Raw genomic sequence first — 14,169 nt, forward strand, 5'->3', positions numbered from 1 at the left:
GGTCTAGCCTAGGCATCCGTTTGGCGAGCTTTGGACGCGCACCATCAAGGCTCGCGGCACGTGTTGGGGAAGTCCGCGCTGGTTTGAACACGTGTCAGCTTCTCAATCGCGTGTCGCGACGCACGACACCCAGGCTCAGCCGACCTCACTGCGCAACGGGAGCGTTCGCACGCTGGCAAACTGCCGCAGGCGACCGTCGATCGGGTCGGTGAAGCGCACCTCGTTCGCCAGCAGCTGCAGGGGGTGGCTGAAATCGTCGATCGCGATCTCTCGCACGACCGGATAGATCGGGTCCTCAGTGATCGGAATCCCAAGGCCGAGCATGTGCATGCGCAATTGGTGGGTGCGGCCGGTGCGCGGCGTCAGTCTGTAGACGCCCTGGCCGTCGATCACCGAGTCGAGTTCGATCAACGACTCAGCGTTGGCCGGCGCGTCCGGCAGTACCTCGGCCTGCCACTGACCACGGCGGGTCGTGAGGTGGTTGCGCACCGTCACGGGCAGGTCGAGGCCCGGCAGCAGCGGCGCCAGCGCCCAATAGGTCTTGACGACCTCCTGGCGTTGGAACATCGACTGATACGCCCCGCGCCATCGCCGTTCGGTTGCCAGCACCACCAGCCCCGACGTCACCCGATCCAGCCGATGCAGCGGCGAGAGCTCCGGAAGCCCGAGTTCGGCGCGCAGCCGCACCACCACGCTCTGCACGACGTGGCGCCCGCGGGGAATGGTCGAGAGAAAAGCGGGCTTGTCGATCACGACGATGCGATCGTCGCGATAGATCAGGTGGATGCGCCCCGGAACGAATGTCTCCGCGGCCAGATCGCGGTGGAACCAGACAAAGGTGTTCGGCCGGTATGGGTCGAGACCGGCCACCGCGGTGCCCGACTCGTAGACCAAACGCCCCTGAGCCAGAAAGCCGGCTACGTCCACGAACTCCGATAGGCGCTCATCCAGCCAGGCGCCCATCGTGTCCCACAGCGGATGCTGCACCCGTTCCGGGGTGCAGACCCACGCGGCCTCGAGGCCGTGACGTTGCGGAAGTGGCGAGCGCGGCGGCATCCACTGATCGTACGTCTCGTCACCCTGTCACCGTGCGACGTACCTTCGGGATTTTTCGTTGACATCATCGCGAGAGTTTAATAGCGTTCCTTTCGCGGCACCACATCTCGAATATAACGCCCCATCAGCACATACTCAGGCAACCCACATAGGAGAAAAACTCCGAAATTCGCAACCCCTTCAAGCCGTCGTTCCTTTGGCCTTCCGAGCGAACTGGCCGACATGCTTGCCCTCGAGGTAGGCATCAAGTCCGCTCGTCATCGAACACCTGGAACGGGGATAGCCGAGGGTTCGATGTCCAGGGCGCGCAGCACTCGACGAATCGCAGCGATGCTCTCGACCGGTTTGCCGCGCTCGATGGCCGACAGCACGACCAGTTCCACTCCGGCGGCCGCAGCAAGGTCGGCACGGGTCAGGCCGCGAATCGCGCGCTCATCACTGACACTTCGCCGGGACAAATCCGAATGCCGTCGCCATCGTATCCAGGTTGATTTGAGCCTCCACTTCGTCGGAAGCTTCGTCGACCTCAACACCCAACATCCACGCCAGGGAACGCCGTGTTGTTTCAAATTTCTCGTGCGCGACAAGGATTCTGACAGGAAACCGTCGGCGGCCGGCGGCAACCCACCGCTGACTAATCGGGTCGTCGAAGACCCCGACGTCCATTGGTGGATACTTGCGAATCAGCTGCCCGGTGCGCAGCGTCACCTCGGGACGATCAATTTTGAGACTTTCCAAGCGCACGCCGAGCGCCCCGATCGAAACACCGCTCCCCCAGAGAAACTTTGCTAGCTCTGGACCGCGAGTGGCGGACCAGTCGATCTTTCGCATTTCCTCCTCGGGCAGCAGCAGTTGCGCCGCGAATGCATTCGCCGCCGACTCGTCCGATATCGAAGCTGGCTCGTCAATCGGCGTGAACTCCGCTCGAGAAATGTGCCCAAGCTCATGAGCTATTGTCCAATTCTGTCGACCCCAGAAGTTCTCAGTCGGGACAACAATGACAGTTGCGTTCGGCAACTGCATCGAATAGCCGGCGGCGTCGGGCATGGCTAGTTTGACGACGTCGATGCCGAAAACGCGCTCAACGGCTTCCGCAAAGTGAAGTGTCGAATCCGAGCCAAATGCGTCGAGCAGCATCTCGCGGGCCTCGGATGGATCGGTCGGGACCGCGCGCCGAGCCAGGGGCTGCAGGTCGTCTACTGCCTGGCGGAACACCAGAGCAACATCGTCCAGAATTGTTCGCTCTCCCGCCGCCGCTCGTGACAGTTGGTAGCCGTTAATCTGCGAAAAGTTGTGGCGGGCAGCGATACGGATCGAAAATGGGTCTTCCCCCGTCAGTATCCAGTCGACCGACATCCGAAGTTCCCGTGCCAAGCTCACGAGCTCGTCACCCGTGAGTCCACGTGTTTCATTGAGCGCACGCGACAGAGCGCTCGGCGCCATCCCGATGCGCCTCGCGAGTTCCTTCTGAGACGTGCCGGGCGCCATCTGCTCCAGGCACGTCAGAACGCGGTCTCGAAGGGTTTCCATCTCCCCAGACTCCCCCTCGTTGCGAAAATCACATCGGTCGGTGTGCTCTGGTTTGCAGACCGCGAGAAGGTCGCCGGTATTAGCGCTCCGCCGCAAACCGCAGCGCCATCGACTCCATTTGCTCCATCACCAATTTGATCGCGGCGGGCTGCTGGTCAGGCGGGTAGCCGTTCACAACGAGCAACCGCTTGATCGACGAGCGCAGCTTGGCACGCACATCGTCGCGCACGGTCCAGTCGGTGCGCACGTCGCGGCGCATCACCTGCACCAGCCCGCGCGCGATGTCGGCCAGCTTTCCCTCACCCTGCAGATCTACGGCGGACTCGTTCTGCGCCACCGCGTCATAGAACGCCAGCTCATCACTGGTCAGCGCCGGCGTGAAGTGCATACCACGCTGCGACTCGGCCGCGACCTCCCGCGACATCTCCACGAGCGCGGCAATGACCTCGGCCGAGGTCAGCTGCTGGTTGGTGTACTTGTTCATCAGCTCGGTGATGCGCTCTGAAAACGCGCGCTGCCGCACCATATTGTTGCGAGTGGATGCGACAGCCTCCTCGGTCAGCAACTTGCGCAACGCTTCAATCGCCAAATGCGGGTTGCGCGCCTGCTGCGTCTTCGCCACGAACTCCGGCGTCAGATCGCTCAGCGACGGCTTCGGCATGCCAGCGGCTTCGTAGATGTCGAGCACCTCACCCGATGACGTCGCGGACGCGATCAGCTCCCCCAGCAACCGCTGGATCTCCTCGGGGATTGGCTCGTTGCGGGACTGCCGATCATTGGCATCGCCCTTGGCCATCCACACCCGAATCTCCTCGTAGATCTGCACCTCGGGACGCAGCGCCGCCAGGTTCTGCGACCCCGAGCACAAGGCCCAGGCCCGTGAGAGCTGCCCGGAATACCGGCGGTATTTCACGCCGAGGGTCTCTTCACCCTCGACGATCTGGTTGCCCGGCGTGCCGGGGGCCCGCAGATAGTTCACGGCACCGGTCACCGAATTCAGGTACGCCTTCGGTCCAGCCTTATGCAGCACGGCTTTCCAGTCGTACCCGGCCAGGATGCCGCGCAGGGTCTCGACGAGCGTCTCGGTGAGGGCGACCACCTCGTCGATGTTGCGGCCGATCGGCTTGCCGGTCTGGTCATCCGCTGTGTATTCGGCGAGCGCCTTGGCCAGGTTCTCGGCGAGCGGCGCGTAGGCCACGAGCAATCCGTCTTCCTTGCCGCGAAACGTGCGATTCACCCGCGCGAGGGTCTGCATGAGCAGCGCGCCCTTCAGCGGTCGGTCGAGGTAGAGCGTGTGAAGCGGCGGCGAGTCGAAGCCGGTGAGCATCATGTCTTTCACGATCACGAGCTCGAGCGGGTCGTCGACGTTCTTCAACCGCGCCTTGATCACATCGTTCTGCGAGGTGCGCCGCACGTGCTTTGAAACCGGCGGCTGGTCCGTCGCAACCCCGGAATACACCACCTTGATGATGCCCTGGTCGAGCGCCGCCGAGTGCCAGTCGGGCCGCAAAGCGATGATCGCCTCATACAGTAGCGCGCAAATCTCGCGGGTACCGCCGACGATCATGGCCTTGCCCGGCGCCGCGATGAACTTCTGCATGCGGCTGCGCCGATTCTCCCAGTGCGCGACGATGTCCTCCGCAAGCGCGGCGATACGCTCGGGAGCGCCATAGACCGCGTTGACCACGGCCACACTCTGCTCGATGCGCGCCCGCTCGGTCTCGTCGAGCCCCTGGGTGGCGTCGTCGGCCGCGTCGTCGAGCATCTCTTGCGTGACATCCGCTGCGAGGGACACCTTGATCAGCCGGGGCTCGAAGTACACCGGTACGGTCGCGCCGTCCTCGACCGCGCGAGAGAGGTCGTAGACGTCGATGTAGTCGCCGAACACGTCTTGCGTGTTGCGATCGTCGAACGAGATGGGCGTGCCGGTGAACGCGATCAGCGTTGCGTGCGGCAGGGCATCGCGCAGGTGGCGGGCATACCCGTCGAGGTCGTCGTAGTGGCTGCGATGCGCCTCATCGACGATCACGATGATATTGCGCCGGTCCGACAGAAGCGGATGCTCCATCCCGGCATCCTTCTCGGCCTTGCTGATTCCGAATTTCTGCAGTGTGGTGAAGAAGATGCCGCCGGTGTTGCGCTCGCGCAGCTTCTGCCGCAGGTCGGAACGCCGGAGGATCTGCTCCGGCTTGCCCGGCAGCAGCAGGCTGCGATCGAACGAGCTGAACAGCTGCCCGTCGAGCTCCTTGCGATCGGTGATCACGACCACGGTGGGGTTCTTTAGCTTGGGATGTAGCGTTACCAGGTTGGTGTAGAACTCCATCTCCATGGACTTGCCCGACCCCTGCGTGTGCCAGACCACCCCCGCCTTGCCGTTGCTGGCGACGGCCTGCACGGTGCTCGCGACCGCCTTGTTCACCGCGAAGAACTGGTGCGGCTTGGCGATGCGCTTGGTGAGGCCGTCATCGCCCTCATCGAAAGCGGTGAAATAGGTGAGCAGCTGCAGAAAGTTGTGCTGGTTGTAGAGGCCGGCCAGCGCGGTGTCGAGTCCGGTGACCGCGTCGCCGTCGACCGTGGTCGTGCCCGGCGGAACCGGCCTGCCGTCGTCGTCGACGTTCCAGGGTGAAAAGTGGTTGAGCGGGGTGAATGGCGTGCCGTACGAAGCCGATTGCCCGTCGGAGGCGAGCGTGAACACGCAGAACCGAAACGCCAGCGGAAACTCGCGCAGGTAGGTCTGCAGCTGGGCGTGCGCGGCCGACACGGTGGCCCGCTCGCTGCCGGCCTTCTTCAGCTCGATGATGCTCACCGGCATGCCGTTGCAATACAGCACAATGTCGAAGCGGCGCTTCACGTCAGGCTTCACGAGCTTGACCTGGTTCACGGCCAGCCAGTCGTTCTGCGCCGGGTCAGAACTGATCAAGCGGATGCGGGGACTCACCTCGGCCCCGCTGGCATCGAGGTAGCTGAACGGAAACCCATGCACGAAGTACTCGTGCATGCGCTGGTTCTCGGTGATCGCGTCCATCGATTTGGGCGACGTCAGCTCGGCGAGCGCCTGCCGCAGGTACTCCACCGGAACGCTCGGGTTGAGGTTGCGCAGCGCCTCGAGCAGCCGAGGACGGATGAGCAGCTCACTCCACGACTCACGCTCCCCCGTTCCCGGCGCGATCTTCTCACCAGCCAGCGGCCGCCAGCCGAGCGGCTCGCCCAGCTGGTCGAGCGCGAAGTTCTCCCACGCCGCTTCGGAGAGCCCCACTGGTGGATTCGTGATCGTCATTGCCTATCCCCTCAATACTTTGACGCTGGTGAAAGCTAGTTGCGCAGTGCGTCGGGCATCAGAGCACGCCCGCGAGCGACCTCTCGGCGTCTTTGACGCGCAGCTGGCCCGACATTAGCTGTGGGAGGAGGGCGTCGCGGGTCGCGGCGAGCGTGTCATTCTCGGCCAGATAGGCATTCTGAGTGCTTGAGATTTGATGCAATTGCTCGCCAAGCTGGTCTTGGATTTCGCGATTGGGAAGGAGAATTCGAAGTTTGCCGAGGTCGACCCGTGAGAGCTCCGTTTGGCCCGTGCTGCCCTCCCCCAACTCTTCGATTGCCGACTGCATCCTTAAGAGGCCGTAGCCAGCCGTGATCGGGTTTGTCAGGTTGGCGTCAAACCGGACAATCGAGATGTGTGAATCCGTTGTAACGCGTTCTATGCGGGTCCAACGAGCAACGCGTCCCAGCGTTCCTTGACCGGTCGAATTCACCAGAACGTCATTGACCACGAGAACCTTGTCCTCCCGCACTCTTGAATCCACCGTCCGACGCGAGGGGGCAAGTAAGACTCTTTGATCGCGCACGCACTTTTGATTCAAGATCTTCGTCGTCCCGGCCGCCTCATCCGAGTATGACGGAGTGATCCCCCGCGAAATGAGAGTGGTCACGGTGGTCAGCGATGTTTCGACAGAACCACTCTCGAGTGCCCGCTCAAACAACGATCTGGAAATATCCGCAGATGCAGTGGCGATCCGAGTGTTCGTGGAAATTTTATCGTCAAGAGCGCCGAGTACTTCAGCAATGGCGGTCTGCTCACTGCGATCAATATTTGGAAGAGTATATTTCTTTCGAAAGACCTCAAACTGAAAGTTAGAGATACCCGTGGACTGATTCTGAAACTCCCACGTACCTCCAGCGGCGTAGAGGTCTTGGAGTGCGTAGTAGACAAACTCAGGAGAACATTTCGTTTCGTCGACGCGTATGAGCCTGCAGAAACTTGCCGGAATCAGAATGGCCGAGGCATTCTCGATCATCTCTGCAGTAATTAAGACCGTCCGCCCAGTTGGTCGACTTGAAGTCCCGCCGGAGGTCTCGAGAACGATATCTCCGGGGCGTAAAGCGCGGCTCAACACCTTTGAAGACGGTTCGTACCGGAGCGGTAAATTCGACAAATTGCGCAAATGGACTTGAGGAAAGTCGGCCCCACGAATAACTAGAACTGGGAGGTCGCCGCTGTCACTTGTCGCCGAACCCCAACCACCCCCGATGGTGTGATGGATGACGCTATCAATATGAACTGTCACGAGAGGCGCCCCAATTGCTCGCGCACGACCGCCGCCAGGCGCTCGGACTCGTCGAACTCGGCGAACAGCTCGGCACTCAGCCGGGCGATCTTCTCCTCGATCGGCTCGGCATCTTCCTCGGCCTCAGCCGCGCCGACAAAACGTCCCGGCGTCAACGCATAGTCTGCGGCTTTGATCTCGGCGAGCGACGCGGAGTAGGCGAAGCCGGGCTCGTCTGCGTAGACGAGCGAAGCATCCGCTGCGGAGGGCGTTCCGCGCCAAGCGTGGTAGGTGCCGGTGATTTTGGCGATGTCCTCGTCGGTGAGGGCGCGCTCGGCCCGGTCGACCATGGTGCCGAGATTGCGGGCGTCGATGAAGAGCACCTGGCCGGTGCGGTCGATCGAGCCCTTCTCCCCCGCGGTCTTGTCTTTGGCGAAGAACCAGGTGCAGACCGGAATTGTGGTACTTCGAAAGAGGTTTGTGGGTAGGGCGACCATGCACGTGACGAGATCGGCCTCCACGAGTTGGGCGCGAATCTCACCCTCGCCGCCCGAGTTGGACGACATCGACCCGTTGGCCATGACGACACCGGCGCTGCCGCCGGGGTTGAGCTTGGAGATGATGTGCTGAATCCAGGCGTAGTTGGCATTACCGGCGGGCGGCACGCCGTAACGCCAACGGGGATCCTGCTCGTTGCGCGCCCAGTCCTTGATATTGAAGGGCGGGTTGGCGAGGATGTAATCGGCCTGCATGTCGGGGTGCTGGTCGCGGGCGAAGGTGTCGCCCCAGCGGCTGGCGAGGTTGCCGTTGAGTCCGTGGATGGCGAGGTTCATCTTGGCCATGCGCCAGGTGCGCTCGTTGAGCTCTTGGCCGAAGACCGAGAGCTCGGAGCCCTCCTTGTGGTGGTTCTCGAGAAACTTCTCGGCCTGCACGAACATACCGCCCGAGCCGCAGCACGGGTCGTAGACACGGCCGCGGGTGGGCTCGAGCATCTCGACCAGCACGCGCACAACGCCGGCGGGGGTGTAGAACTCGCCGCCGCGCTTGCCCTCAGCCTTGGCGAACTTCTCCAGAAAGTACTCGTAGACCTCGCCGAGCAGGTCGCGGGCCTTGGTCGACCCTTCGCCGGTGAACCGGGCGGAGTTGAACAGGTCGAGCAGCTCACCGAGACGGCGCTGGTCGACGCCATCACGGTTGTAGATGCGCGGCAGCGTGGCCGCGAGGGTGGGATTGGCCACCATGATGAGGTCCATGGCCTCGTCGATCAGCTGACCCACCTGCTTGAACGGCTCGCCGACCGCGCCGGCGATGCCCTTGGCGTTTTCGGCGATGTAGGTCCAGCGTGCGGTGGCTGGCACCCAGAACACCCTACGGCCGGTGTATTCATCGACGTCGTCGATGAGCTGGCCGATCTGGTCGTCGTCGAGGCCGTCGGCGGCGAGCTCGGTGCGAATCTGCTCACGCCGCTCGTCGAAGGAGTCACTGACGTACTTGAGAAACACCAGGCCGAGAATGACGTCTTTGTACTGCGAGGCGTCCATGGATCCGCGCAGCTTGTCGGCGGCCTTCCACAGCGTGTCCTTCAGTTCTTTCATGGTCGACGGCAGTGCGGCGGCTTTGGTCTTCGGTGCCACTAGGTGGTTCCTTTCGAGAGTGCGCCAGAAGCGATGGTGATGGTGCCGGCGGTGACGCCGGCCATGAGCAAATCGGTGAGCTCGTCGAGCTGCCCGAGCCGATCAAGCGCAAGCTTCTGTTCCCACCGTAGCGAGGTGAGAGCGTCGGCGAGCGCCGCGCGTTGGTTCAGGGCAACCTGACGCACCGGCCAGGCGCGCCAACGGCGATGCCCGGCCGGCATTGACTGGATGTCGGCGGCGAGTACCGCATCGAGCAGACCATTCGGGTCGGCTTGCTCGATGCGAAGAATGCGGGCGGGAAAGAGCACAACGGAGGTGCCTTCCGTGTCGACCAGGGCGGCCGGCCGGGGCGAGGTGGCGAACACCACGTCGCCCGGCTCGGTGACGCGGCCGGCGGGGTAGGCGGCCGCGAATCTCAGTCGGTCGATGCGCCGGCGGCCGAGCGCTGTTGTGCCCGCGACTTCGGCCGGTCCTATTAAGCGGATGCCGGCGGCATCCGTTGCCCCCTCGATCACATCGTCGGCGGCGATGCGATTGCCCGGAATATAGTGCAGGTGCCCGGCGGTGAGGAGCTCGTGCACGGTCGAGGAGACAGCCTTGTCGCTGGCGGGTTCAACCACCAGGTCGGCGTCGAGCAAGGCTGCCAGCCGGTCAATGGTCACGGCGAGCGCCGCTGCCGGCTGATCGGCGGCCGAGGGAACCGTGTGCACTCCGGCCACGAGTGGCCGGCGACTGGCGAGCAGGCTGCGGGTGAGCACGAGTCGGGCAAAGCGAAAGGCGTGGGCGCGCACGGTGCTCTGGCTGCCGAGTGACGCGGCGAGGTCGCTGACGAGGTCGTCGATGGCGGCGTCACCCAGCGGCGTCGCAACGAGGTCGGCGACCATGGCGTAGCGATCGGCAAGGGCGACCCCGGCGTGGGCGGCACCGAGCACCCAGAGCGCCTGCAACTGCTGCGGTTTGCGGGTCAGCAGCCCGGCGGGCAGACGCACGATGGCGCGCACTCGGCCGGAACGCAATAGAGACGAGCGCAGCTCGTCGGCTTCGCGGCTGAGGCCGGTGTCGCTGAGCACCGCTGACGGAGCCAGAACCACGGCCAGCTGCTCATCGGTCATCTGCAGCACGATCTGCTCGATGTTCGAGAGAATCTGCACCGGCGTCATGGTCGGCCGAGCCGCCGAGGGGTATTGCGCGACGTGCACGGCGGCGCCGGTCACGCTGAAGGCACCGGAGGGCAGAATCTGCAGCTCGGTGCGCACGATACCGTGCACCATCAGGCGGCGGCGTTGCAGCCGGGCGGTGGGGCCGGCGACGTTCGCGGTCTTCACCGGCCACTCGCCCTGGTGGATGGCGATGAGTAGATCGCTCGCGCTGCCCGTGGGGTCGACGAGCACAGAATCAGCGGGCTGAGTGAGTCGCAGCGCGGTGACGGTCTCGGCCATGAGGTCAAGGGCGGCACGGCTGAGTGTGAGGTCGCCCTCGTCGGCGAGGTTGCGCTTGAACCGGTCGGTGAGCATCCGTTCGAAGGCGGGCACCGGACCAAACGCGGCCTCGACCAGGGCGTCGACGTAGGCGGCCAGGGTGGGCAGGGTATCGCCGAGGGCTTCGATCTCGCGTAACAGCAGGTCGTCGTCGGGGTCGTGCTCATCGGCCAGGTCGACCAGTTCGGCGGCGGTGAGGGTGCTGAGCGCGTGATCGCACGCCGCGCGCAGGGTGAGCAGAGCCGTGACGCCACGGAAGGTTTGTTCGTCGTGCGCGTCGGATACAGCGTAGGCGGCGGCATCCGCTGCGGCGTCACGGTTGTTGCCGCGGCCGGTTGCGCTGAGCCAGCTGCCCACCTGGTCGGCGTTGAAGAGGTCGACGCCGCGCTGTCGGCTGACCGGCGTGGGAAAGGGTGTGTTGGTGGCTGCGGAGCGGCTGCGCCAGACGGAGACGACCGGGCGTTGCACGTGGGCGAGACCGGCGATGTCGGACATGGTCATCAGCAGTGCGGTGTCAGTCATTGCGTTCCTTTCTCGTGGGTTCAGGTTAGGGCAGATTCATGACATTGATGTTGCTTTGCTGATAACCCCTGTTATCGGTGTTCTCTGCGTACTAAACGTGGCGCTGCAATAACTTGTTCCTGTGCCCGCCGCAGTCGGCCGGCACCAGCAGGTGAGGATCGGCCGTTGTCATTGGGGGGAATGGCCGCTCCTCACTTGCCCCTCCCAAGCACCATCACCAGCACAGGCACCATCACCAGCAAAGGACGTCAGAATGACTACCAGCCAGCGCCCCGCTCCGACCGGCGTACCGACCACCCAGCAGGAACAATTTCTGCTTCCCGCTCCCCCGATTCAGGCGGTCACCATGCCCAACCCGCCCATCTCGCAGAAATCGTTTATGGCCACCTGGCTGTTTTCTTGGCTGCTCGGCATCTTCGCCGTTGACCGTTTCTACCTCGGCAAGAGCGGTACCGGCCTCTTGAAGCTGGTGACCTTCGGCGGGTTGGGGATCTGGTGGCTCGTCGACCTCATCCTCGTGCTGGTCGGTGCCCAGCGCGACAAGCACGGCCTCACACTCGCCGGCTACGGCCAGTTCAAGAAGGTCGCCTGGATTGTCACCGGCGCGGTGACCGTGCTGTCGATGATCGTGTCCGGTATCAACGCGGGTAATGGACCGAGTGAGAGTCCGGCCGCTGTGGCGCCGGCCGCCGCAGTCGCCGATGCGGCGGACGAGCCGGTCGTTGACGAGCCGGTCGTTGAAGCGGCGCCCGTCGACACCGTGCAGTCCTGGGCCGACGACGCCTTCGGCACGTTCGAGGTCGTCTCGCAGACCGGCTTCGGCGATAACCTCGTCACCCTGCCCGCCGGTGCCACCGCGGGGATCGTCACCGCGACCCACGACGGGAGCAGTAATTTCTCGATTTCCGTTCTCGACGCTGCGAATGCATCCACTGGGCAGCTGCTCGTGAATACGATTGGCGCCTACAACGGCACGACCGAGTACGGCTTCAGTTCTTTCGGTGAGGACGCGACGCTGCAGATCACCGCCGATGGCAACTGGAGTCTGACCATCGCGCCGATCTCTGCGGCACCCGGGCTCGCGGCATCCGGTGCCGGCGACGGCGTGTTTCTCTACGACGGCTCAACCGGCAAGCTCACGGCGACCCACGACGGCTCGAGCAACTTTGCCATCATCGAGGAAACCGACGAGCTCTTCAGCATGGGGCTGCTCGTGAACGAGATCGGGCCCTACTCGGGAACCGTGCCGCTTGGCTCCGGCCCATCGGCCATCGTCGTCAGCGCCGACGGCAACTGGACGCTGCTGGCCGAATAGCTGACGGCCGTCGCGTGGCACGTGTTTGAGAAGTTGGCACTGGTTTGAACACGTGCCGGCTTCTCAAACACGTGCCGCGGTCGTTTACGTCAAACTGACCCAGATCAGTCGGCGCTAATCTGTAGGCGGAACTGGTCGCGCTTGATGTGCAGGTTCCAGAGGTGCTCGGCCAGTTTTGCCGGGTCCTTCTCGGGGTGGCCAGCAATGATTCCACCGCCGATGATGAGTTGGGAAACCTGGATGCCCTCCTCGCCAAGAACCTCATTGAGTAGCTGCGCGTACGCGGCCTGTCCGGCAAAGGCAATCGACGTACCGGTCAGGCTACGCACCGGAGTCACGGCCGTTCCGCCGTTAACGAACAGGATGGTGCCCCGGTTCTTGCCCAGAAAACGCATGCCGGGAACGACCTGGTGCACGGCCGCGACGGGGCCGTAGACGGAGAATTCGATCGGTCCAACGAGATCAGCGGGTGTCGTTTCGAGCACGGGACGCATGAAGTCCTTCTGCGGCAGGGGGCTGTACTGCAGCACCTCGATCGCGCCGAGGGTCTCCGCAACCTGCTCAAGCGCTCGCGTGATCGACGACTGGTCCCGCACGTCGGCGACAAAACCCTTCGCTGTAATTCCTTCTGTGACCAGTTCGTCCGCCAGAGCATCCACTCGCCCCTGGTTGCGCGAGATCAACGCAACGGTAAATCCTTCTGCTCCAAAACGACGCGCTACTGCTGCCCCGAGTCCTGTACCTGCACCGATGATTGCGATAGTTGTCATGCGGGTTGCAAGACCCGTCGATGGCGAGATATTCCCGGCCGGTGCACGGTGAAGGCGTCGCGAAAGCGGATGCCCTGGGTAGGTCAGACAGTGCCATGCTGCGGCCTCGACGGTGTCGGTGGAATCACGTAACGTTGTACGAGCGGATGTCACCGTCGACACGTGCCACGGCACGGGGTTTCCTCGCATCTCATCATCGGCACTGAAAGACTTTTTTTTATGACGACCACCGTTCCTGCACTCGCCGCCCCCGCGGCCAACCAGCCCCTCGTTCGCACCACGATCGAGTTGCGCACCCCCGGCGCTCACGACGTGGCGATCGACATCAAGTTCGCCGGCATCTGCCACTCCGACATCCACCAGGCTCGCGACGAGTGGGACACGGGACTGTTCCCGATGGTTCCCGGCCACGAGATCGCCGGCATCGTCTCGGCCGTCGGCAGCGGCGTCACCCGCTACCAGGTGGGCGACCGCGTCGGCGTTGGCTGCTTCGTCGATTCCTGCCGCGAGTGCGCCAACTGCCTCGCCGGCGAGGAGCAGTACTGCCTGAAAGGCGAGGTCGGCACGTACAACGACCGCAACCACGACGGCACCCCCACCAACGGTGGTTACAGCACCGCGATCGTCGTCGACGAGAACTACGTGCTCGGCATCCCCGATGGCATCGAGCTCTCCGAGGCCGCTCCCCTGCTCTGCGCCGGCATCACGCTCTACTCCCCCCTCACGAACTGGAAGGCCGGCCCCGGCAAGAAGGTCGCCATCCTCGGCATGGGCGGCCTCGGACACATGGGTGTGAAGATCGCCCACGCGCTCGGCGCCGAGGTCACCGTGCTCAGCCAGACCCTGAGCAAGAAGGAAGACGGCCTGCGTTTCGGCGCAGATCACTACTACGCCACCAGTGACCCGACCACCTTCACCGAGCTCGAGAACCACTTCGACCTCATCGTGAACACCGTCGCCGCGAACCTCGACCTGGAGGGCTACCTGAAGCTGCTCGCCCTCGATGGCACGCTCGTGCACGTCGGAATCCCCACCGAGCCTGACAGCGTGAAGATGTTCTGGCTCGCCGCCCAGCGTCGCTCCATCGCCGCCTCCAAGATCGGCGGCATCCGCCAGACCCAGGAAATGCTCGACTTCTGTGCCGCCCACAAAATCGGCGCCGACATTGAGATCATCTCGGTCGATCAGGTGAACGAAGCCTACGAGCGTGTTATCCGCAGCGACGTGCGCTACCGTTTTGTTATCGACGTGGCCACGTTTGCGAACGAGACCCGCGTCGACGCGTAGGCGCCCCGACCAGCGCGGCATCAGCCTCGCCGGTCG

The 14,169-nt window shown here is 63.7% G+C and carries 10 protein-coding genes; 2 read left to right on the forward strand and 8 right to left on the reverse strand.

Going from position 1 to position 14,169, the window contains the following annotated elements:
* Positions 1–135 precede the first annotated feature (135 nt).
* The 7 genes from E3T31_RS05325 to E3T31_RS05355 all read right to left on the reverse strand — a co-directional run bounded on the left by E3T31_RS05325 (position 136) and on the right by E3T31_RS05355 (position 10,761).
* The gene (locus tag E3T31_RS05325; protein WP_134467811.1) at positions 136–1,056 is read right to left on the reverse strand and encodes a pseudouridine synthase; all 921 of its coding nucleotides are present in this window, start codon (positions 1,054–1,056) and stop codon (positions 136–138) included.
* 257 nt (positions 1,057–1,313) lie between these two features.
* On the reverse strand, positions 1,314–1,514 hold the full coding sequence (locus E3T31_RS05330; RefSeq protein WP_198416978.1) for a helix-turn-helix transcriptional regulator: 201 nt from the start codon (positions 1,512–1,514) through the stop codon (positions 1,314–1,316).
* Positions 1,492–2,586, reverse strand: a complete 1,095-nt coding sequence (locus E3T31_RS05335; RefSeq protein WP_134467812.1) for an XRE family transcriptional regulator — start codon at positions 2,584–2,586, stop codon at positions 1,492–1,494. The genes E3T31_RS05330 and E3T31_RS05335 overlap by 23 nt, the downstream gene beginning before the upstream one ends.
* A 79-nt stretch (positions 2,587–2,665) precedes the next feature.
* On the reverse strand, positions 2,666–5,863 hold the full coding sequence (locus E3T31_RS05340) for a type I restriction endonuclease subunit R (protein ID WP_134467813.1): 3,198 nt from the start codon (positions 5,861–5,863) through the stop codon (positions 2,666–2,668).
* A gap of 58 nt (positions 5,864–5,921) precedes the next feature.
* The gene (locus E3T31_RS05345; RefSeq protein WP_134467814.1) at positions 5,922–6,878 is read right to left on the reverse strand and encodes a restriction endonuclease subunit S; all 957 of its coding nucleotides are present in this window, start codon (positions 6,876–6,878) and stop codon (positions 5,922–5,924) included.
* A 266-nt stretch (positions 6,879–7,144) separates the two neighbouring features.
* Positions 7,145–8,722, reverse strand: a complete 1,578-nt coding sequence (locus E3T31_RS05350; RefSeq protein ID WP_134467884.1) for a class I SAM-dependent DNA methyltransferase — start codon at positions 8,720–8,722, stop codon at positions 7,145–7,147.
* A gap of 38 nt (positions 8,723–8,760) precedes the next feature.
* A complete protein-coding gene (locus E3T31_RS05355) occupies positions 8,761–10,761 on the reverse strand; it encodes a hypothetical protein (protein WP_134467815.1) in 2,001 nt (666 codons plus the stop codon).
* Between the two features lie 253 nt (positions 10,762–11,014).
* Here E3T31_RS05355 and E3T31_RS05360 point away from each other — a divergent pair, with 253 nt between their 5' ends.
* Positions 11,015–12,076, forward strand: coding sequence for a TM2 domain-containing protein (locus E3T31_RS05360; RefSeq protein ID WP_241977669.1), 1,062 nt, complete (start codon positions 11,015–11,017; stop codon positions 12,074–12,076).
* Between the two features lie 104 nt (positions 12,077–12,180).
* On the opposite strand, the gene E3T31_RS05365 is transcribed toward E3T31_RS05360, so the two are convergent.
* Positions 12,181–12,846 (reverse strand): SDR family oxidoreductase, encoded by a 666-nt coding sequence (locus E3T31_RS05365; protein WP_134467816.1) that lies wholly within the window; start codon positions 12,844–12,846, stop codon positions 12,181–12,183.
* A gap of 219 nt (positions 12,847–13,065) precedes the next feature.
* On the opposite strand from E3T31_RS05365, the gene E3T31_RS05370 reads away from it, so the two are divergent.
* Positions 13,066–14,133 carry an NAD(P)-dependent alcohol dehydrogenase gene (locus E3T31_RS05370; RefSeq protein WP_134467817.1) on the forward strand — a complete coding sequence of 356 codons (1,068 nt, stop codon included), beginning with the start codon at positions 13,066–13,068 and terminating at the stop codon, positions 14,131–14,133.
* The last annotated feature ends 36 nt before the right edge of the window (positions 14,134–14,169 follow it).

It is taken from the genome of Cryobacterium sp. TMS1-13-1, from assembly GCF_004403125.1.
Lineage (GTDB): Bacteria > Actinomycetota > Actinomycetes > Actinomycetales > Microbacteriaceae > Cryobacterium > Cryobacterium levicorallinum.

Coding starts and splice junctions, on each gene's coding strand:
- E3T31_RS05355 (WP_134467815.1), bottom strand. CDS start 10,761: ATGACTGACACCGCACTGCTGATGACCATGTCCGACATCGCCGGTCTC.
- E3T31_RS05340 (WP_134467813.1), bottom strand. CDS start 5,863: ATGACGATCACGAATCCACCAGTGGGGCTCTCCGAAGCGGCGTGGGAG.
- E3T31_RS05365 (WP_134467816.1), bottom strand. CDS start 12,846: ATGACAACTATCGCAATCATCGGTGCAGGTACAGGACTCGGGGCAGCA.
- E3T31_RS05370 (WP_134467817.1), top strand. CDS start 13,066: ATGACGACCACCGTTCCTGCACTCGCCGCCCCCGCGGCCAACCAGCCC.
- E3T31_RS05360 (WP_241977669.1), top strand. CDS start 11,015: ATGACTACCAGCCAGCGCCCCGCTCCGACCGGCGTACCGACCACCCAG.
- E3T31_RS05350 (WP_134467884.1), bottom strand. CDS start 8,722: ATGAAAGAACTGAAGGACACGCTGTGGAAGGCCGCCGACAAGCTGCGC.
- E3T31_RS05345 (WP_134467814.1), bottom strand. CDS start 6,878: ATGATCGAGAATGCCTCGGCCATTCTGATTCCGGCAAGTTTCTGCAGG.
- E3T31_RS05335 (WP_134467812.1), bottom strand. CDS start 2,586: ATGGAAACCCTTCGAGACCGCGTTCTGACGTGCCTGGAGCAGATGGCG.
- E3T31_RS05325 (WP_134467811.1), bottom strand. CDS start 1,056: ATGCCGCCGCGCTCGCCACTTCCGCAACGTCACGGCCTCGAGGCCGCG.